The organism is Nakamurella sp. (assembly GCF_048594475.1).
GTDB lineage: Bacteria > Actinomycetota > Actinomycetes > Mycobacteriales > Nakamurellaceae > Nakamurella.
Map to the genome: position 1 here is coordinate 30,550 of NZ_JBMDXT010000080.1, position 18,949 is coordinate 49,498.

The window sequence follows — 18,949 nt, forward strand, 5'->3', positions numbered from 1 at the left end:
GGCGAACCTGCCCGACCGGGGCGTCAGCGCCAGGAATCCCCGCCCGGCTTCGGCCCCCGGCGGCGCAGGTAGCGCTCGAACTCCGCGGCGATCGACTCGCCCGAGGCCGGCTTGAGCGGCTCGTCCTGCTCCTCCCGCTCCTCCAGGGACCGGATGTACTCCGAGATCTCCTCGTCCTCGGAGGCGATCTGGGTCACCTCGATCTCCCATTCGTCGGCCTGGGCCGGCAGGTTGCCCAGCGGCACCTCGACGTCGAGCACCTCCTCGACCCGGTGCAGCAGCGCCAGCGTCGCCTTGGGGGAGGGTGCCTGCGACACGTAGTGCGGCACCGACGCCCAGAACGACAGGGCCGGGATCCCGGCCTGCACGCAGGCGTCCTGGAACACGCCGGCGATGCCCGTCGGCCCCTCGTACCGGGACCGGGTCAGGCCCAGCCGGGTCGCCGTCTCCTCGTCGTGGGCCGACCCGGTGACCTGGATCGGCCGGGTGTGCGGCACGTCGGCCAGCAGCGCGCCCAGTCCGATCACCTTGCCCACCTGATGGTCGACCGCGATCTTGAGCAGCTCGTCGCAGAACGCCCGCCAGCGGAAGTTCGGCTCGATGCCGTGCACCAGGATGACGTCGGCCGGAGCGTCGGGCAGCCGGCACACCGACAGCCGGGTGGTCGGCCAGTCGATCGTCCGGGTCACCCCGTCCACCAGCCGCACCGTCGGCCGGGTGACCTGGAAGTCGTAGAAGCCCTCCGGGTCCAGCTCGGTGAGGGGCACCGCGTCCCAGATCAGGCCCAGCTGCTCGACCGCCGCGCTGGCGGCGTCACCGGCGTCGTTCCAGCCCTCGAACGCGGCGATCATCACCGGGTTGCGCAGGGGCATGAACTCACTCATTGCGCCCCCTCGTTGTCCGCCCGCGTCTGCCACGGTCCGCCGTCCACATCACACGGGTCAGCGTACGTGCGATCGGCCGGCAAAGGCGGGTGGCCGGGGTCCCCCGATCGCGCACGGACGCCACACGCTCTGGCGTCATGCGTTCCCGTGTGTTATCCCGCCCTACGCTGTACCTGTGACTGCTGCCCCTCGCCACCCGTTGCTGACCGCCCTGAGCGAGCGCGTGCTCGTCGCCGACGGCGCGATGGGCACGATGCTGCAGGCCCAGGACCCGTCGCTGGACGACTTCGCCGGGCTCGAGGGGTGCAACGAGATCCTGAACGTGACCCGGCCGGACATCGTCCGGGCCGTCCACCGGGCCTACCTGGAGGTGGGGGTCGACGCGATCGAGACCAACACCTTCGGCGCCAACCTGGCCAATCTGGCCGAGTACGACATCCCCGACCGCATCTACGAGCTGAGCCGGGCCGGCGCCGCCTTGGCCCGGGCCGAGGCCGACGAGTTCGCCACCCCCGAGCACCCGCGGTTCGTCCTGGGGTCGGTGGGGCCGGGCACGAAGCTGCCCACCCTCGGCCACGCCGGTTACGTCGCCCTGCGGGACGCCTACCAGCAGGAGGTCGCCGGCCTGCTGGACGGCGGCGCCGACGCCGTCATCGTCGAGACGTGCCAGGACCTGCTGCAGGCCAAGTCGGCGATCCTGGCCGCCAAGCGGGCGATGACCGCGTCCGGGATCCAGGTGCCGATCATCGTGCACGTCACGGTCGAGACGACGGGCACGATGCTGCTCGGCTCGGAGATCGGGGCCGCGCTGACCGCGATCGAGCCGCTGGGCGTCGACTACATCGGGCTGAACTGCGCGACCGGCCCGGCCGAGATGAGCGAGCACCTGCGCTACCTGTCCCGGCACGCGACGATCGGCGTGTCGGTGATGCCCAACGCCGGGCTGCCCCAGCTGGGACCGCACGGCGCGGTGTACCCGCTGACCCCGTCCGAGCTGGCCGAGGCGCTGTCCGGGTTCGTGACCGAGTTCGGCCTCGGCTTCGTCGGCGGTTGTTGCGGCACCACCCCCGAGCACCTGCGGCAGGTGGTCGAGGCCGTGCGGCACGTCACGCCGCCGCCCCGCCGGCCGCGGCGCGAGGCGGGCCTGTCCTCGCTCTACCAGGCGGTGCCGTTCCAGCAGGACGCGTCCGTGCTGATGATCGGCGAGCGGACGAACGCCAACGGATCCAAGGCGTTCCGCGAGGCGATGCTGGCGCAGGACTGGCAGAACTGCATCGAGATCGCCCGGGGCCAGACCCGCGACGGCGCGCACGTGCTCGACCTGAACGTGGACTACGTCGGCCGCGAGGGAGCGACGGACATGAGCGCCCTGGCCGGGCGGCTGGCCACCGCGTCGACGCTGCCGATCATGATCGACTCCACCGAGCCGGACGTCATCCAGGCCGGCCTGGAGCACCTGGGCGGCCGGTCCATCGTGAACTCGGTCAACTTCGAGGACGGCGACGGTCCCGACTCCCGCTACACCCGGATCATGCAGCAGGTCGTCGAGCACGGTGCGGCGGTGGTCGCGCTGACCATCGACGAGCAGGGCCAGGCCCGTACCCGCGAGCACAAGGTGGCGATCGCCGAGCGGCTGATCGCCGACCTGACCGGCACCTGGGGGATGGCCGAGAGCGACATCGTGGTCGACTGCCTGACGTTCCCGATCGCGACCGGGCAGGAGGAGACCCGGCGTGACGGCATCGAGACCATCGAGGCCATCCGCGAGCTCAAGCGCACCCACCCGGATCTGCACTTCACCCTGGGCATCTCGAACGTCTCGTTCGGCCTGAACCCCGCGGCGCGGCAGGTGCTCAACTCGGTGTTCCTGGCCGAGTGCACGGCCGCCGGCCTGGATTCGGCGATCGTCCACCCGTCGAAGATCCTGCCGATGGCGCGCATCCCGGAGGAGCAGCGGACCGTCGCGCTGGACCTGGTCTGGGACCGCCGGCGGGAGGGCTACGACCCGCTGCAGAGGATCCTCGAGATGTTCGAGGGCGCCACGACCGCGGCCGGGCGGGCGTCGCGGGCCGCCGAGCTGGCCGCGCTGCCCCTGGACGAACGGCTGCAGCGGCGCATCGTCGACGGCGAACGCAACGGGCTGGAGGCCGATCTCGACGAAGCGCTGTCCAGGCGCTCGGCCCTGGAGATCATCAACGACACCCTGCTCGAGGGCATGAAGACGGTCGGCGAGCTGTTCGGCTCCGGCGCGATGCAGCTGCCGTTCGTGCTGACCTCGGCCGAGGTGATGAAGAGCGCGGTCGCCTACCTGGAACCGCACATCGAACAGGACAGTGACGGAGGTCCGTCGAACAAGGGCACGATCGTGCTGGCCACGGTCAAGGGCGACGTGCACGACATCGGCAAGAACCTGGTCGACATCATCCTGTCCAACAACGGCTACTCCGTGGTCAATCTGGGCATCAAGCAACCGATCTCGACGATCCTGTCGGCCGCCCAGGACAGCGGGGCCGACGCCATCGGGATGTCCGGGCTGCTGGTCAAGTCCACGGTGATCATGAAGGAGAACCTGGAGGAGATGAACGCCCGCGGCCTGGCCGAGAAGTATCCGGTGCTGCTGGGCGGGGCGGCGCTGACGCGGTCGTACGTGGAGAACGACCTGTCGTCGGTGTTCAAGGGCGACGTCCGGTACGCCCGCGACGCGTTCGAGGGGCTGCGGCTGATGGACGGGGTGATGGCCCGCAAGAAGGGGCTGGACCCGCGGGCCGCGGCCGCGGACGCCGCCAAGGTCGCCGAACGCAAGGCCCGGCACGAACGTTCGCAGCGGATCGCCGAGAAGCGCCGGGCGGAGGCACAGGCGCAGGAGGCGGACCTGGTGCTGCCCGAGCGCAGCGACGTCGCCGCCGACAACCCGGTGCCCACGCCGCCGTTCTGGGGCGCCCGCGTGGTCAAGGGCGTCGCCCTGGCCGACTACGCGACCATGCTCGACGAGCGGGCCACGTTCATGGGGCAGTGGGGCCTGCGGGGCGCCCGCGGGGGCCAGGGCCCGTCGTACGAGGAACTGGTCGAGAAGGAGGGCCGGCCCCGGCTGCGGTACTGGCTGGACCGCCTGCACACCGACAAGGTGCTGGAGGCGGCCGTGGTCTACGGCTACTTCCCGTGCGTCTCGGAGGGCGACGACGTGATCGTGCTGGCGCAGCCGCGGCCCGACGCCGCCGAGGTCTGCCGGTTCACGTTCCCGCGGCAGCGGCGCGACCGCCACCTGTGCCTGGCCGACTTCTACCGTTCCCGGGCCGCGGCGCAGGCGTCCGGGCAGGTCGACGTCATCGCGTTCACCGTGGTGACCATGGGGCAGCGCATCGCCGACTTCGCCAACGAGCTGTTCGCGGCCAACGCCTACCGGGACTACCTGGAGGTGCACGGGCTGTCGGTGCAGCTGACCGAGGCGCTGGCCGAGTTCTGGCACCAGCGGATCCGGACCGAGCTGGTCTTCCCCGACGGCTCGAACGCCGCCGCCGACGACTCCGCGGAGATCGAGAAGTTCTTCGACCTGGAGTACCGGGGCGCCCGGTACTCCTTCGGCTACCCGGCCTGCCCCGACCTGACCGACCAGACCAAGGTGATGGCCCTGCTGGAGCCGGGGCGGATCGGCGTCGAGCTGTCCGAGGAGTACCAGCTGCACCCCGAGCAGTCGACCTCGGCGCTGGTCGCGCACCATCCCGAGGCCAAGTACTTCGCGGCCCGATGACCGGCACCGGGCGCTCGGCCGAGCTCCGCGCGGTGCTGTTCGACGTCGACGGGACGGTGGTCGACTCCGAGCCCCTGTGGGCCGACGCGATGCGGCTGATCGCGGCCGACCTGGGCGGCTCGCTGACCGAGGAGATGCTGGCCCGCACGACCGGCCTGTCGGTGCCGGCGTCGGTCGACCTGATGCTGGCCGAGCTCGGGTCGGACCGGCCGCCGGCGGAGGTCACCCGGCAGCTGCTGGAGCGGGCCGCCGAGGTCTTCGCCCAGGAGCTGATGTGGCAGCCCGGCGCCCAGGAACTCGTCGACGCGCTGCGCGCGGCCGGCGTGACCACCGCGCTGGTGACCAGCTCGCCGCGGATCGTCGTCGACGTGGCCATGCGGCGGCTCGGAGCGCACCGCTTCGACCTGTCGGTCTGCGGCGACGAGGTGGCCGCGGCCAAGCCCGATCCCACGCCGTACCTGCTGGCCATGCAGCGGCTGGGCCGGCCGGCGGACGAGTGCCTGGCCGTGGAGGACTCGCCGTCGGGAACCGCGGCGGCGGTCGCGGCCGGGATCCCGGTGCTGGTGGTGCCGTCCGAGGTGCCGGTGCCGGAGGGGCCGGGCCGGGTGTTCGCCGCGTCCCTGCTCGAGGCCACGGTCGACGAGCTGCGGCACCTGCATTCGGCGTTCCATCGGGCCCGGCCCGGGGCACAGGGGTGAGGTGCAGCGTTCCGTCGCCGTAGCCGGCCCCGCCCCGCCCGATCTGGTCTGGATCCGCTACGTCCGGCCCGACCGGTGGCCGGGCTGGTCGCCGCAGATCCAGGGGGTCGACTACGCCGGGGACGAGCTGGCCCCGGGCACGGCCGGGGTCGTCCGCGGGCCGTGCGCGCTGGCCGTCCCGTTCGAGATCCTCGCCGTCGACGCGCAGCGCCGCTCCTGGACCTGGCGGGTGCAGCCGCCGGTCGTCGGCGCGCTCACCCTGGTGCACGGGGTCGAGCCGGCCGGCTCGGGCACCCGCACCACGCTGGACGTGTCCGGACCGGCCCCGGTGGTGCTGGCCTACCTGCCCGTGGCCCGGCTCGCGCTGGGGCGGCTGGTGCGGTGAGACGCCCCGACCCGGCCCGGTTGAAACGCCGCGGGTGCACTGTCACGATGGCGTCGGCGCGCCCGGGTCCCGCTGGCCGGCGGGGTTCGTCACGACGCCGGCCGGGCCGGACCGGCGAGAGAGGAACCCTGCCATGACCGTTGACCACGTTCCCGTCCGGCTCGTCGTGGACGGGGTGGACCGGGTCGCCGCGCTGGACGCCCGGCTCACCGTGCTCGACGCGCTGCGCGACGAGTTCGGCGTGATGTCGGTCAAGAAGGGCTGCGACCACGGGCAGTGTGGGGCCTGCACGGTGATCGCCGACGGGCGCCGGATCGTGTCCTGCCTGGCCCTGGCCGCGTCCTACGACGGGGCCGCGATCACCACGGCGGCCGGCCTGGGCACGCCGGACGATCTCGGACCGATGCAGCGGTCGTTCGCCGAGCACGACGCCCTGCAGTGCGGGTACTGCACGCCCGGGCAGATCTGCTCCGCGGTGGCGATGCTCGACGAGGCCAGGGCCGGGATGCCCAGCCACGTCAGCCCCGACGTCCGCGACCCGCAGGTGGACCTGACGGCCACCGAGATCCGGGAACGGATGAGCGGCAACCTGTGCCGGTGCGGCGCCTACGTCAACATCGTCGCCGCCATCGAAGCGGTGGTGGCGGCCGACCTCGCCGGACCGGGCGGAGACCGCTGATGAGGCCCTTCACGTACGAGCGGGCGAGCACCGTCGACGACGCGCTGGCCCGGATCGGGCCGGACGCGGTGTTCCTCGCCGGCGGGACCAACCTGGTCGATCACCTGCGCCTCGGGATCCGTTCCGCGGCAAGGGTTGTGGACGTGTCGCGGCTGCCGTTCGCCGAGGTGGCCCGGCGCCCCGACGGCGGCCTGGTGATCGGCGCCGGCGTGCGCAACAGCGATCTGGCGGCCCATCCGCTGGTGCGCGAGCAGTTCCCGTTCCTCACCCAGGCGATCGTGGCCGGGGCGTCCGGCCAGCTCCGCAACATGGCGACCACCGGGGGAAACCTGTTGCAGCGCACCCGGTGCGTGTACTTCCAGGACCTCACGACGCCGTGCAACAAGCGGGAGCCGGGGACGGGCTGTTCGGCCGCGGAGGGCTTCGGCCGGTACAACGCGATCCTGGGCACGTCCCCGGCCTGCGTGGCGGTGCACCCGTCCGACCTGTGCGTGCCGCTGGCCGCGCTGGACGCCGAGGTCGTGGTGGCCGGACCGGGTGGCCCGCGCCGGATCCCGTTCGGCGAGTTCCACCGGCTGCCGGGGGACCGGCCCGAGCTGGACACCACGCTCGACCCGGCCGAGCTGATCACCGCGGTCGAGATCCCGCCGCTGCCGTTCGCCGTCCGGTCCCGGTACCGCAAGGTCCGCGAGCGTGCCTCCTACGCGTTCGCGCTGGTCTCCGTGGCGGCCGCGGTGGACGTGCGCGACGGCGTGGTGCAGGACGTGCGGCTGGCCCTGGGCGGGGTCGCGCACCGCCCGTACCGGGCGCGGGTCGCGGAGGCGGCGCTGCGCGGGCAGCCGGCGACCGCGGACCGGTTCCGCACGGCGATCGAGCAGGAACTGGCCGCGGCGGAACCGGGGGAGCAGAACCGGTTCAAGGTGCCCCTGGTGCGCAACACCGTCGTGGCCGTGCTGAGCGAGCTGACCTCCGGCGGTGCGCGATGAGCGCCGAGCCGCAGACCCGGCGGCCGGCGGGGACCGCCGCGGTCGCGGATTCCGCGCGGATGCGGGTGGACGCCCCGGCCAAGGTCACCGGCAGCGCGCCGTACGCCTACGAACAACCGGTCGACCACCCGGCCTACCTGTTCCCGCTGGTGTCGACGGTCGCCCGGGGCACGATCACCGGCATCGACGACGCCGATGCGGCGGCGCTGCCCGGCGTCCGGCTGATCCTGACCCACCGCAACGCGCCGCGGACCCGGCTGCGGACGGACGCGCCGCTGATCATCCTGCAGTCCCCCGAGGTGTCCTACCGGGGCGAGTTCGTCGGGGCGGTGGTCGCGGACACGGCCGCGATCGCCCGGCAGGCGGCGGCCCTGATCGAGGTGACCTACCAGGAGCAGCCGGCCGAGCTGGGCTTCGGCCCGGACCACCCGGCCGCCTTCGTACCCCGCCGGGTCAACGCCTTCAAGCACGGCGCCTACGAGCGGGGCGAGCCGGACGCCGGCCTGCGCCAGGGGATCTCGATCGAGGCGCAGTACAGCACGCCGATGGAGTTCCACTCGCCGATCGAGCCGCACACCGTCACCGCCATCTGGCACGAGGCGTCCAAGCTGGCCCCGGCCGAGGTCCGGCTGACCCTCTACGACGCCAACCAGGGCACCGGGGTGCACGGAGCGATGCTGGCGCCGGTGCTGGGCCTGCTGCCCAACCAGATCGAGGTGATCTCGCCCTACGTCGGCGGGTCGTTCGGGACCAAGGGCTGGCCGCACCCACACCTGGTGCTGGTGGCGATGGCGGCCAAGCTGCTGCCCGGACGGGCCGTCAAGTACGCGATGACCCGGCAGCAGATGTTCCGGACGACCGGGCACCGCCCGGCCAGCGTGCAGCGCATCCGCGCGACCGCCGACGAGACCGGCCGGCTGATCGCGGTGGACCACCAGAGCTGGGCGCCCACCGCCAAGGTGAAGCGGTACGTCGACCAGACCCTGTCGGCCACCCGCACGCTGTACGCCGTGCCGCACCTGCGCACGATCCATCACGCCGTCGAACAGGACTCCGCGCCAGGGGTTTTCATGCGGGCGCCGGGCGAGATGACGGGCATGTTCGCGCTGGAGACGGCACTGGACGAACTGGCCGACCGGGTCGGCGTCGACCCGATCGAGCTGCGCATCCGCAACGAGCCGGACCGCGACCCGGAAACCGGAAAGCCTTTCAGCACGCGCAATCTCGTCGCCTGCCTGCGCGAGGGGGCTGAGCTGTTCGGGTGGTCGGAACGGGCACCGGTGGGCACCCGGCGCGACGGCGAATGGCTGGTCGGGATGGGGGTGGCCGCGGCCACCTTCCCCAGCTTCTCGCTCGTGCCGAGCCGGGCCGGCATCGCCTTCTCGGGCGGCCGGTACCGGGTGGAGCTGCAGGCCAGCGACATCGGCACCGGAGCCTGGACGATCCTGCCGCAGATCGCCGCGGACGCGCTCGGCGTCCCGATCGACCTGGTCGACGCCGAGATCGGCCGGTCCGGGCTGCCCTGGGCAATGCCGGCCGGCGGGTCCGGCGGCACCTACGGCTGGGGTGACGCCATCGCCGCCGCGGCGCGCAAGTTCCGGCGCAAGTACGGCGACCGTCCGGCGCAGGGCGACCGGGTGACCGCGTTCGGCCGCCTGCCGCGCGGCGCCCGGAGCTACTCGCGGCATGCCTTCGGTGCCCACTTCGCCCAGGTCCGGGTCAGCGACGTGACCGGCGAGGTGCGGGTCGAGAAGATGCTCGGCGTCTTCGCCGGCGGCCGGATCGTCAACCCGCGGACGGCCCGCAGCCAGCTGATCGGCGGCATGACCATGGGCATCTCGGCCGCCCTGCACGAGGAGGGGTACCTGGACGAGCGGTTCGGGCACGTGGTCAACGGTGACCTCGCCGGCTACCACATCGCCGCCCACGCCGACGTGGTCGGGCTCGAGGCGATCTGCCTGGAGGAGTTCGACCCGTGGTTCGGCGCGACCGGGGCCAAGGGCATCGGCGAGCTCGGCATCGTCGGCGTGCCGGCCGCGATCGGTAACGCCGTCCACCGGGCCACCGGCGTGCGCCTGCGGGACCTGCCGTTCACTCCCGACCGGCTGTTCACCGCCTGGGAGTGAGGACGGCGGCGGGGCCGGCGCGGCGCCCGGTCAGGCCTCGCGGGCCGCGAGGATCTGCTCGCGCAGGATGTCGGCATGCCCGCAGTGGTGGGCCAGCTCCCGCAGCACCTGCAGTTCCAGCGCCCACACCGGCCGGGTACCGCGGCCGTCGACGACGTCGTCGGGTCGCCGGCCCGCCATCACCTCCCGGGATCGCAGCCACCGCGCCCGGTAGGCGGCTCCGACGCTCTCGATCGTGTCGGCCGGGGACAGGGTGAACGACCCGTCGACGGTGCGGGCGATGCCGATCTCCGTCGCGGATTGCCCGGTGACCGCCTGGTCGAACCAGACGCCCTCGACGAAGGTCAGATGCTTGACCAGGCCGAGCAGGGTCGTCTTCGACGGCACCAGCCGGCGCCGCGCCTCCTGCTCGGTCAACCCGTCGAGGCAGCCACCGAGGCGGCCGCGGTACTCGTCGATGAGCTCGGCGATCCGGGCCCGCTGGTCATCGACCCACTCCGGATCCGCCCGGTCGCCCGGGCCGTCGTCAGGCACCGGCCCAGCGTACGTAAGGTGCCTGTCCGTGCATGTACTGCTGCCTCCGTCGGAGACCAAGGCGCCCGGGGGCGACGGACCCCCGCTCGACCCGGCCGCGCTGGGGTTCCCCGCGCTCGGCCCGGTGCGGGACGAGCTGATCGGCCGCCTGGTCGAGCTGTGCGCCGACCCGGCCCGCGCCCGGCCCGCGTTGGGCCTGTCCGCCCGGCAGGACGCGGAGATCGCCGTCTCGGCGTCCGTGCGGACCAGCCCGACCCGGCCGGCCCTGCAGCGGTACACCGGTGTGCTGTACGACCAGCTCGACGTCGCCGGGCTGCCGCCGGCGGCCCGGGCCCGCGCGGCCGACCGGCTGCTCATCGCCTCGGCCCTGTTCGGCCTGGTCCGCGGCGGGGACCCGATCCCGGCCTACCGGTTCTCGGCCGGTTCCCGGCTCCCCGGCAGCGGCCCGGTCGCCGCCCGCTGGCGCCCGGCGCTGGCGCCCGTGCTCGCCGACCTGGACGGGCTGGTGGTCGATCTGCGGTCCGGGGCCTACGCCGCGTTCGCCCCGGCCCCCGGGGCGGTCACCGTCCGGGTGCTGTCCGAGGCGGTGCCCGGCGACCCGGCCAGCCGGAGCGTGGTCAGCCATCTCTCCAAGGCGGCCAAGGGTCGGCTGGCCCGGGCCCTGGTCGCCACCCGCGCGGTGGTCGAGGACGTGCCCGCCCTGATCCGGGTGGCGCGGCGGGCGGGCCTGCGGATCGAGCGGACCGGCGAGCGGACGATCGACGTGGTGACCTGACGCCGGCGGTGGGCCCGGCTCAGGCGACGGTCGCCGGCCGGTAGGTGGGCAGCAGGCCGTCCGGATTGAAGGTGAACACGCCCCGGCCGATGGTGATGCGCCGGCGGCAGGACGGGCAGACCACCTGGCAGCCGCTGATCTCGAGCGTGGAGCGGCCGTCGGAGGAGACCGAACCGAGCCGGCTCTCCCGCCCGCACGACACACACCCGACCCGCACTTCCTGAACCATGGTCCCCCCTGAACGGACGCGCCGATGCGTTACCGAGCGTAGCTCAATGCGCGCGGAACGCAACTGTTCACCCCTTTGCCTGGGCGAACACGCTCGGTCGCCGTCGTGACGCGGATCGTTGCGCATCACGGGGCCGCCGATCCGCGGCGCCGCTCCTGATCCAGCAGCGGCTCGAGGTCGGCCAGCCGGTCGAGCCCGCGCACCGCCTGGACCATCCGGTGGTTGCCCTCCAGGTCGGCCCGGTGCCGGTGCAGGAAGTTCCAGTAGCCGGCGGTGAACGGGCAGGCGTCCTCGCCCACCCGGACCGTCGGCCGGTACCGGCACGGGCCGCAGTAGTCGCTCATCCGGTTGATGTAGGCGCCACCGGCGGCGTAGGGCTTGGTGGTGATCCGGCCGCCGTCGGCGAACTGCGACATGCCCACCACGTTGGCGACCATGACCCACTCGTACCCGTCGACGAAGGCCCGGTGGAACCAGTCGGTGACCTCGTCCGGGCGCCAGCCACGCTGCAGCGCCCAGTTGCCCAGCACCATCAGCCGCGGGATGTGGTGCACCCAGCCGTGGTCGCGCAGGTCCGCCAGCACGCCGGACAGGCAGCGGGCCTGCACCGCATCGGCGTCCAGTTCGGCGAACCAGTCCGGCAGGGCCCGCCGGGCCCGCAACGCGTTGCCGGCGGGGTAGTCCGCGCCGAGATGCCAGTACAGATGCCAGACGTAGTCGCGCCAGCCGATGATCTGGCGCACCGCTCCCTCCGCCGCCGCGATGGACACGGCGCCGTCCCGGTAGGCCTGCTCGATGCGCTGCACCACCTCGATCGGATCCAGCAGGCCCAGGTTCAGCGGCGCCGACAGCAACGAATGGGCCATCCAGGCGTCGTCCGCGAGCATCGCGTCCTCGTACCGGCCGAAGAACGGCAGGCGCTCGGCGACGAACCGGTCCAGCACCCGCAGGGCCTCGGCCCGGGTGGCGGCGAACCGGCGCGGCCCGTCCCGGCCGATGAACGCCACGTCGCCGTCGCGCGCCCAGCGGTCCAGGTCCGCGCGGACCTGCTCGTCGATCTCGTCCTCCTCGGGCCACCAGGGCTCGGGTACCCCGAGGGTGTGCGGCGTCCCGGCCGTCGCGCGCCGGCCGGGACGCTTCGGCGGGGGCTCCCGGTTCTCCTCGTCGAAGTTCCACCGGCCCCCGGCCGGCTCGTCGCCGTCCATCAGCACGTCCAGCCGCCGCCGGGCGGCCCGATAGTGGTCCTCCATCAACAGCCGCCGCGCGCCCCGACCCTCCGTCCAGGCGGCGAACTCGTCCATCCCGGTGGCGAACCCCCGGGCCGGCAGCACCTGCACCTCCGGGCGTGCCCGGACGAACGCGAGGGCGGCGCGGGTCGTGGGATGGCACACCGACAGGGGCCCGCCGGACGCCCGCCCGTCCAGGGCCTCGGCGTACCCGCCGACCTGCCGGAAGTCGCAGCGCTCGCCGAGCTCGGCCGCGCGGTGCCGGATCGCCGACAGCACCAGGTGCGCCTTCTGCCGGTGGAACCGGCGGCGCACGAACGCCCGCCGGGACTCCACCAGCAGCACCGGCTGGTCGTCGGCGTCCAGGAAGTGCGGGCCGAGGTGGTCGCCGAACAGCCACCGGGTGGGGGAGGACGCGCTCACTCCATCCGGATTCCCCGCGCTGCGGGTACGCAATCAACGCCGGTTCGTCCTCGGTCGGCATGGGCCCGGGCAGCGGTCATCGACACGGGCGAACGCTGCTCATCGAAGGTCCGGATGGACGCGCGACACCGAGTGCAGCCGGTCACTCTGCGGGCCGGTTGATCGCCCTCATCAGGTCGGCCAGGGCGTCGGTCAGGTCGGCGAGGTCGGCAACCGGATTCATGATCAGGCTGCGCAACTCGAAGATGGCCTTCCCGCCCGGGTCCACCCGGTCGCCGTAGGGCCCATAGGTCCGCAGGGCCGTCCGCTCGACGGTCGTGCCGGGATAGTGCTGGCGGGTCATCAGATCCCGGCTGACGGCGACATCCTCGGTCGCGCTGGCCGGCGGCAGAAGGGCGGCGATCCACCGGGCAAAGCTCACCCGGCCCAGATCCAGCTCGTCGTCCCCGCGGAAGACCGGACTGTCCGGCCCGGCCTCCTCATCGACGAAGCTGTTGACCACGTCGAGCAACGCACCCAGCAGCCGGTCGGCATCCAGGACGACACCCGTCTGCGCGTGCAACTGCGCGAGCACCCCGGCGTAATCGGTCTTGGCGATGAGCAGGCCCGCCTGGGTTCCGGCATTTCGGTAGGCGATCGGCGCCTGCGCCATCACCGACAGCACGGCCGCGATGCCGGCCTGGGCCCGCTCAGCGGCCGGTCCATCCAACCGCGCGCGGTTCGGCTGCCGGCTCTTGACCGCGTCGACGCACCGCCGGTACAGGTCGCTGGGGGCATCGAGATGGGCGTAGGCGGTCAGGAACTGGCGGACATCCTGCTGCCACCCCTCCGGCCAGGTGCGGACGTCGCCCAGTTCCCGCCCCGACACCAGACGCTCGAGACCATCGATGGTGAATCCGCCGGTCAGCTGCAGCTGACCGCTGAGCAGGGAGTTCGGCGACGCGGCGAACTCCACCTGCTCACGCCAGCTGCCACCCAGTCGGGGAATGCGATCGAGCCCGACCCAGCGGTCCGTGGCCCACCAGCCCTGGGTACCGCCGAGGGGGGTACCGGCCAGATACCCCTTGGACTCGTGCGCCAGGCTGACCCTGCGCATGGCGTCGATGTCGTCCCGGACATCCTGGACGACCTGCTGCAGGGCGGGCAGCTGCGTGTGCTCGTCGAAGGCGTCGGTGACGAACTCGACCCGGGAGTAGCCGTCCCCGATGTCGGCGGTGATGTCGTAGCCCGCCCGGTGCTGCATGCGGTCGCCGGCCCCGTGCTGGACCCAGTTCGACCACGGGTTCCAGGCGAAGCTGTCGGTGTGGCGGGTCCGCAGCGAATCGAGCTCGTACTCGAAGCCCATGCTCCGGCGGATCGTCGCGGACGGGGCGGCGGGCACCGGCCGGCCGGGCTCCGCGGCCCCGCTGCCCAACTCGGGGTGGTCGGCGCCGGCGTCGATCGCGGCCCGCCGCCGCAGGAGGGCCAACGGTGACAGGACCGGGGCCGGCTCGGCCGCTCCTGGCTCCCTCCCGGACAGCTCCACCCGTCCGGCAGCCGGCCACCGGGCAAGGCCGCCGACGGGCAGTGCCGAGATGGCGCCGTCGACCGTCGCGGGAGGGTGGACGGTCGCGGGATGAGTGGGTGGCTCGGCCGTGAACGCGGGCGCCGCCCGTCGCACCCGTGTATGAGGGAGGCAGCCCCGGCCGGCCATCATGGACCCCCTGCGACGGGTCGGCCCGAGGGCCGTTGATGTCCAGGCCGCATCGACGGCCTCGGTCGATCCGAACGATACGCCGGCCCGCGGACCGCGGCCGGATGAGGGCAGGCCCGCGGGCGGGTGCGCGATCAGCCCTCGACCAGCACCAGCTCCAGGTCGTGGTTGCCGCGCAGGGCCCGGCTGTAGGGACAGCGGTCGTGCGCGCCGTCGAGCACCTGCCGGGCCGTCCGCGGGTCCAGGCCGGGCATCTCGGCCTCGATCCGGATCGCCAACCGGAAGCCGTCGGCGACCGTCCCGCCGATCGTCACCGTGCAGGAGACGGCGGAGTCGGTCACGTCGGCCTTGAGCCTGCGGGCGACGGACCGCACCGCGTTGTGGAAGCAGGCGGCGTACCCGGCGGCGAACAGCTGCTCCGGGTTGGTCCCGTCGCCGCCCTCACCGCCCATGCCCTCGGGCATCGAGAGCTGGTAGTCCAGGCGGCCGTCGGAGGTGGCGACCCGCCCCATGCGGCCGCCCCAGGCGGTGGCGGTGGTGGAGTAGGACAGGGCCATCGGTGCCTCCCGGCGCTGGGGGGTGGGGTGTCCCGCTCAGCTTGCCGGACCGAGCACGACCGCCGTCGTGGGGGGCAGCACCAGCCGCTCGCCGTCGACCCGGACGCCCGGCCCGGTCGCCAGCAGCACCGGGCCGGCCGGACCGCGCAGCGGCACCGTGCGCGGTTCGTCGGCCAGGTTCACCGCGATGCGCAGCCCGGACCGGTCGATCAGCAGCCACCGTTCGTCGTCGTCGAAGGCGGTGTCGACCGTGCCGAACCACGGGTCGGTCAGTTCGGCCCGGGCCCGGCGCAACGCGGCCAGGTCCCGATACAGCCCCAGGATCCGCGCGTGGTCCCCGCCGGCGGGCTCGGACCAATCGAGCTTGGAGTTCTCGAACGTCGACCGGGCCTGCGGGTCGGGCACCAGGTCCTGGTCCCAGCCCATCCGGGCGAACTCCTCGACCCGGCCCTGCCGGGTCGCGTCGGCCAGGAACTGGTCCGTGTGCGAGGTGAAGAACTGCCAGGGTGTCGCCGCCGCCCACTCCTCGCCCATGAACAGCATCGGGGTGAAGGGTGCGGTCAGCACCAGCACCGCGGCGATGGCCAGCCGGTCGGTGGACAGCGTCGCGCTCAGCCGATCACCGGCCGCCCGGTTGCCGACCTGGTCGTGGTTCTGCGCGTACCCCAGGAACCGCCAGGCCGGCGTGGTCAGCGTGTCGACCGGCCGGCCGTGGTCGCGGCCGCGGAAGCTGGAGAACGTGCCGTCGTGGAAGAAGCCCCGCGTCAGCACCTTGGCGATGTCCGACATGCGACCGAAATCGGCGTAGTAGCCCTCGGTCTCGCCGGTCAACGCGACGTGCAGGACGTGGTGGAAATCGTCGTTCCACTGCGCGGTCAGGCCGTAGCCGCCGGCCTCGCGCGGAGTGATCAGCTTGGGGTCGTTCAGGTCGGACTCGGCGATCAGGGACAGGGGACGCCGCACGTGCGGGGCCAGCGCGTCGACCCGCTTGGCGATGTCCTCCAGCAGGTGGGTGGCGTGGCTGTCGTTGAGCGCGTGGACCGCGTCCAGCCGGAGCCCGTCGACGTGGTAGTCGCGCAGCCACATGACCACGTTGTCCACGATGTAGCGGCGGACCTCACCCGAGTCCGGACCGTCCAGGTTGATGCTGTCGCCCCACGGGCTGCCGCCCGCGGTCGGGTTGAGATACGGCCCGAACAGCGGGATGTGGTTGCCGCCGGCGCCCAGGTGGTTGTAGACGACGTCCTGGATCACGCCGATCCCACGCCGGTGGCAGGCGTCGACGAACCGCTGGTAGGCCCGCGGGCCGCCGTAGCTGTCCTGCACCGCGTACCAGAGCACGCCGTCGTAGCCCCAGTTGTGGGTGCCGGCGAAGGCGTTGACCGGCAGCAGTTCCACCATGTCCACGCCGATGGACAGCAGGTGGTCGAGCTTGCCGGCAGCCGCGTCGAGGGTGCCCTCCGGAGTGAAGGTGCCGACGTGCAGCTCGTAGATGATGCTGCCGGCCAGCCGGCGCCCGGTCCAGGCCCCGTCGCCCCACTCGTACTCGTCCGGATCGAACCGCCGGGTCGGCCCGTCGACCCCGTCCGGCTGCCACCGGGACCGCGGGTCGGGCCGCACGGTGTCCTCGCCGTCCAGCCGGAACCCGTAGTCGCGCAGGCCCTCCGGCGCCGGCACGGTCCACCAGCCGCCCCCGGCGGCGGTCATCGGGTGATCGGCAGGTGACTCACCCCCACCCGGCACCGCCCCGGTGGGCGGCACGACCAGGTCGACCCGCTCGGCCCGGGGCGCCCACACCCGGATCTGCTCGGCCATCGGTTCAGCCCTCCCGCACCAGCAACGCGACGGGGTAGAGGTCGAGCAGGTCGCCGACGGCGACGTGCTCGGCCCCGGCCGGGCGGCCGGTGAGCTCGTCGCGCCACGTCCCGGGCGGCAGGTGCAGCACGGTGTCCCGCCACCCGCCCGCGGCGGCCAGCCCGACCGGCAGCCGGGTGACGACGGCCAGCGCCCCACCGCGGTCGAACGCCACGACGTGGTCGGCGGCCGGCCCGTCGGCGGCGACCGCCGCATAGCCGGTGAACAGCTCCGGCCGCTCGCGGCGCAGCCGCAGCGCCCGGCTGGTGACCAGCAGTTTGGCCGCACCATCGGCGTCCACCGGCGGTTGCCAGCCGTCGTCGAGCCGGCTCAGCAGGTCGCGCCGGGTCGCATAGTCGACGTCGCGCCGGTTGTCCGGGTCGACCAGCGAGAAGTCCCAGAGCTCGGTGCCCTGGTAGACGTCCGGCACACCGGGCGCGAGCAGCTGCACCAGCTTGGCCGACAACGAGTTCGACCACCCGGGACCGGTGAGGTCGGCGGCGAACTCGGCGATCTGGGCGGCCAGATCGGCATCGTCGTAGACGGCGTCGACGAGCGCGTGCAGCCGCTCTTCGAAGGCCGTGTCCGGGTCGATCCAGGCGGTGGAGACGCCGGCCTCCCGGGCCGCCTTCTCCGCGTAGGCGTGCAGCCGCTCCCGGTCGATGGGCCAGGCGCCCACGGTCGCCTGCCACAGCAGGTTGGCCAGCGCCCCGTCACCCAGCGGGGCGAGCCGGTTCCACCGCCGCACCGCCGCGGCCCACTCCTGCGGCCGCTCGGACAGCACCGAGATCCGGGCGCGCACGTCCTCGGCCCGCTTGGTGTCGTGGGTGGACAGCGCGGTCATGGTGTGCGGCGACTGGGCCAGCCGCCGGGCGTGCACGTCGTGCAGCGCGGCCGGCGAGAGCGCGAAATCGCCGGGCTCGCCGCCGACCTCGGTCAGGCTGGTGAGCCGGCTCCACCGGTAGAACGCGCAGTCCTCGACGCCCTTGGCCATCACCATGCCGGAGGTCTGCTGGAAGCGGGTGGAGAACTCGGTGCCGACCTGCCGCAGCCGCCGGTCCAGCTCGCGCAGGGTCGCGGTGAGCTCGGGCCGGGCCGTCGTCGCCCGGTCGACCGCGGCGGTGAGCTGGTCGCCGCCGATCGGCAGGTAGGTGCGGTACACCGCCAGCGAGCTCAGCAGCTCGGCGATGCCGTCGTCGGCGCTCGCCACATCGGGCACCAGCCGGGCCAGCCGCAGCACCTCCGAGCGCAGGAGGCCGTCGGCCACCGCGCGCTTGGTGCCGCGGGTCATCGCCTCCCACTCCACGCGCAGGCCGCCGCGCAGCTGGGTGTCCAGCACGTCCAGTGCCGGTTCGCCGGCCGGGTCGACGAACAGCCGGTCCACCGCGGCGAGCGCGTCGTAGCCGGTGGTGCCGGCGCACGCCCAGGCGGCCGGCAGCGTCTCGTCGCCCTCGATGATCTTCTCGACCAGCACGTACCGGCCGCCGGTCAGCTCGGCCAGGTCGTCCAGGTACCGGCCGGGGTCGGCCAGGCCGTCCGGATGGTCGATGCGCAGCCCGTCCACCCAGCCGCGGTCGATCCAGCGACGGATCTCGGCGTGCGAGGCGGCGAACACCTCGGGCAGCTCCACCCGGATCGCGGCCAGGTCGTTGACCACGAAGAACCGCCGGTAGTTGAGCTCGGTATCGGCCCGCCGGTAGTTCATCAGCTCGTAGTGCTGGCGGGCCAGCACGTCCCGGACCGGGCCCGACCCGGTGCCCGGGGCCAGCGGCAGCCGGTGGTCGTAGTACCAGAGCGAGCCGTCCTCGATCCGCACCTGGTCCAGTTCGCTGCCGCCGTCGGCGGGGTCGTCACCCAGGATGGGCAGCCGCACCTTGCCGCCGGAGACGCCCCACTCGATGTCGAAATACCCGGCGTAGGGGGAGTCCTGACCGTGGGTGAGCACGTCCCACCACCAGACCGAGGCCTCCGGGGTGGCCACCCCGACGTGGTTGGGCACGATGTCGACCAGCACGCCGTGCCCGGCCGCGTGGGCGGCCTGCGCCACCCGGCGCAGGCCGGAGTCGCCGCCCCGGTCCGGGTACCCCTCGCCGTGGACGACCACGTCGTAGCCGTGGCCCGATCCCGGCTCGGCGGCCAGGATCGGCGACAG

The 18,949-nt window shown here is 73.3% G+C and carries 15 protein-coding genes; 7 read left to right on the plus strand and 8 right to left on the minus strand.

What is annotated here, in order from left to right:
- Positions 1–23: 23 nt before the first annotated feature.
- Positions 24–884, minus strand: a complete 861-nt coding sequence (locus tag ACOJUF_RS03980; RefSeq protein ID WP_420120568.1) for a PAC2 family protein — start codon at positions 882–884, stop codon at positions 24–26.
- A gap of 175 nt (positions 885–1,059) precedes the next feature.
- Between ACOJUF_RS03980 and metH the strand changes: the two genes are divergently transcribed.
- From metH to ACOJUF_RS04010, 6 genes are all read left to right on the plus strand, one after another.
- A complete protein-coding gene (metH, locus tag ACOJUF_RS03985) occupies positions 1,060–4,632 on the plus strand; it encodes a methionine synthase (RefSeq protein ID WP_420120569.1) in 3,573 nt (1,190 codons plus the stop codon).
- Positions 4,629–5,330, plus strand: a complete 702-nt coding sequence (locus ACOJUF_RS03990; RefSeq protein WP_420120570.1) for an HAD family hydrolase — start codon at positions 4,629–4,631, stop codon at positions 5,328–5,330. Before metH ends, ACOJUF_RS03990 begins: the two co-directional genes overlap by 4 nt.
- A 1-nt stretch (position 5,331) precedes the next feature.
- Positions 5,332–5,715 (plus strand): SRPBCC family protein, encoded by a 384-nt coding sequence (locus tag ACOJUF_RS03995; RefSeq protein WP_420120571.1) that lies wholly within the window; start codon positions 5,332–5,334, stop codon positions 5,713–5,715.
- A gap of 133 nt (positions 5,716–5,848) precedes the next feature.
- Positions 5,849–6,394 (plus strand): 2Fe-2S iron-sulfur cluster-binding protein, encoded by a 546-nt coding sequence (locus ACOJUF_RS04000; protein ID WP_420120572.1) that lies wholly within the window; start codon positions 5,849–5,851, stop codon positions 6,392–6,394.
- Positions 6,394–7,380 (plus strand): FAD binding domain-containing protein, encoded by a 987-nt coding sequence (locus ACOJUF_RS04005; protein ID WP_420120573.1) that lies wholly within the window; start codon positions 6,394–6,396, stop codon positions 7,378–7,380. Before ACOJUF_RS04000 ends, ACOJUF_RS04005 begins: the two co-directional genes overlap by 1 nt.
- The gene (locus ACOJUF_RS04010) at positions 7,377–9,506 is read left to right on the plus strand and encodes a xanthine dehydrogenase family protein molybdopterin-binding subunit (RefSeq protein ID WP_420120574.1); all 2,130 of its coding nucleotides are present in this window, start codon (positions 7,377–7,379) and stop codon (positions 9,504–9,506) included. Before ACOJUF_RS04005 ends, ACOJUF_RS04010 begins: the two co-directional genes overlap by 4 nt.
- Before the next feature lie 30 nt (positions 9,507–9,536).
- Here ACOJUF_RS04010 and ACOJUF_RS04015 read toward each other — a convergent pair whose 3' ends face one another.
- Entirely contained in the window at positions 9,537–10,040 is a 504-nt protein-coding gene (locus tag ACOJUF_RS04015; protein ID WP_420120575.1) for a DinB family protein, read from the minus strand.
- 28 nt (positions 10,041–10,068) lie between these two features.
- On the opposite strand from ACOJUF_RS04015, the gene ACOJUF_RS04020 reads away from it, so the two are divergent.
- Positions 10,069–10,815, plus strand: coding sequence for a YaaA family protein (locus tag ACOJUF_RS04020; RefSeq protein WP_420120576.1), 747 nt, complete (start codon positions 10,069–10,071; stop codon positions 10,813–10,815).
- A gap of 19 nt (positions 10,816–10,834) precedes the next feature.
- Here ACOJUF_RS04020 and ACOJUF_RS04025 read toward each other — a convergent pair whose 3' ends face one another.
- From ACOJUF_RS04025 to treY, 6 genes are all read right to left on the minus strand, one after another.
- Positions 10,835–11,044 (minus strand): hypothetical protein, encoded by a 210-nt coding sequence (locus ACOJUF_RS04025; RefSeq protein WP_420120577.1) that lies wholly within the window; start codon positions 11,042–11,044, stop codon positions 10,835–10,837.
- 125 nt (positions 11,045–11,169) lie between these two features.
- Positions 11,170–12,693: a cryptochrome/photolyase family protein gene (locus tag ACOJUF_RS04030; RefSeq protein ID WP_420120578.1), complete on the minus strand. Its 1,524-nt coding sequence runs from the start codon at positions 12,691–12,693 to the stop codon at positions 11,170–11,172.
- Positions 12,694–12,835: 142 nt separating this feature from the next.
- Positions 12,836–14,161: a hypothetical protein gene (locus ACOJUF_RS04035; protein ID WP_420120579.1), complete on the minus strand. Its 1,326-nt coding sequence runs from the start codon at positions 14,159–14,161 to the stop codon at positions 12,836–12,838.
- Positions 14,162–14,520: 359 nt separating this feature from the next.
- Positions 14,521–14,943: an organic hydroperoxide resistance protein gene (locus tag ACOJUF_RS04040; RefSeq protein WP_420120580.1), complete on the minus strand. Its 423-nt coding sequence runs from the start codon at positions 14,941–14,943 to the stop codon at positions 14,521–14,523.
- A gap of 36 nt (positions 14,944–14,979) precedes the next feature.
- Positions 14,980–16,758, minus strand: coding sequence for a malto-oligosyltrehalose trehalohydrolase (gene treZ / locus ACOJUF_RS04045; RefSeq protein WP_420120581.1), 1,779 nt, complete (start codon positions 16,756–16,758; stop codon positions 14,980–14,982).
- A 4-nt stretch (positions 16,759–16,762) separates the two neighbouring features.
- The coding region (treY, locus tag ACOJUF_RS04050; protein ID WP_420120582.1) for a malto-oligosyltrehalose synthase at positions 16,763–18,949 on the minus strand (2,187 nt) is incomplete at its 5' end.

Excerpts from the sequence above, each read along its gene's own strand:
- ACOJUF_RS03980 (WP_420120568.1), bottom strand. The coding sequence starts at position 884 with ATGAGTGAGTTCATGCCCCTGCGCAACCCGGTGATGATCGCCGCGTTC.
- ACOJUF_RS03990 (WP_420120570.1), top strand. The coding sequence starts at position 4,629 with ATGACCGGCACCGGGCGCTCGGCCGAGCTCCGCGCGGTGCTGTTCGAC.
- treZ (WP_420120581.1), bottom strand. The coding sequence starts at position 16,758 with ATGGCCGAGCAGATCCGGGTGTGGGCGCCCCGGGCCGAGCGGGTCGAC.
- ACOJUF_RS04040 (WP_420120580.1), bottom strand. The coding sequence starts at position 14,943 with ATGGCCCTGTCCTACTCCACCACCGCCACCGCCTGGGGCGGCCGCATG.
- ACOJUF_RS04025 (WP_420120577.1), bottom strand. The coding sequence starts at position 11,044 with ATGGTTCAGGAAGTGCGGGTCGGGTGTGTGTCGTGCGGGCGGGAGAGC.
- ACOJUF_RS04000 (WP_420120572.1), top strand. The coding sequence starts at position 5,849 with ATGACCGTTGACCACGTTCCCGTCCGGCTCGTCGTGGACGGGGTGGAC.
- ACOJUF_RS04010 (WP_420120574.1), top strand. The coding sequence starts at position 7,377 with ATGAGCGCCGAGCCGCAGACCCGGCGGCCGGCGGGGACCGCCGCGGTC.
- ACOJUF_RS04005 (WP_420120573.1), top strand. The coding sequence starts at position 6,394 with ATGAGGCCCTTCACGTACGAGCGGGCGAGCACCGTCGACGACGCGCTG.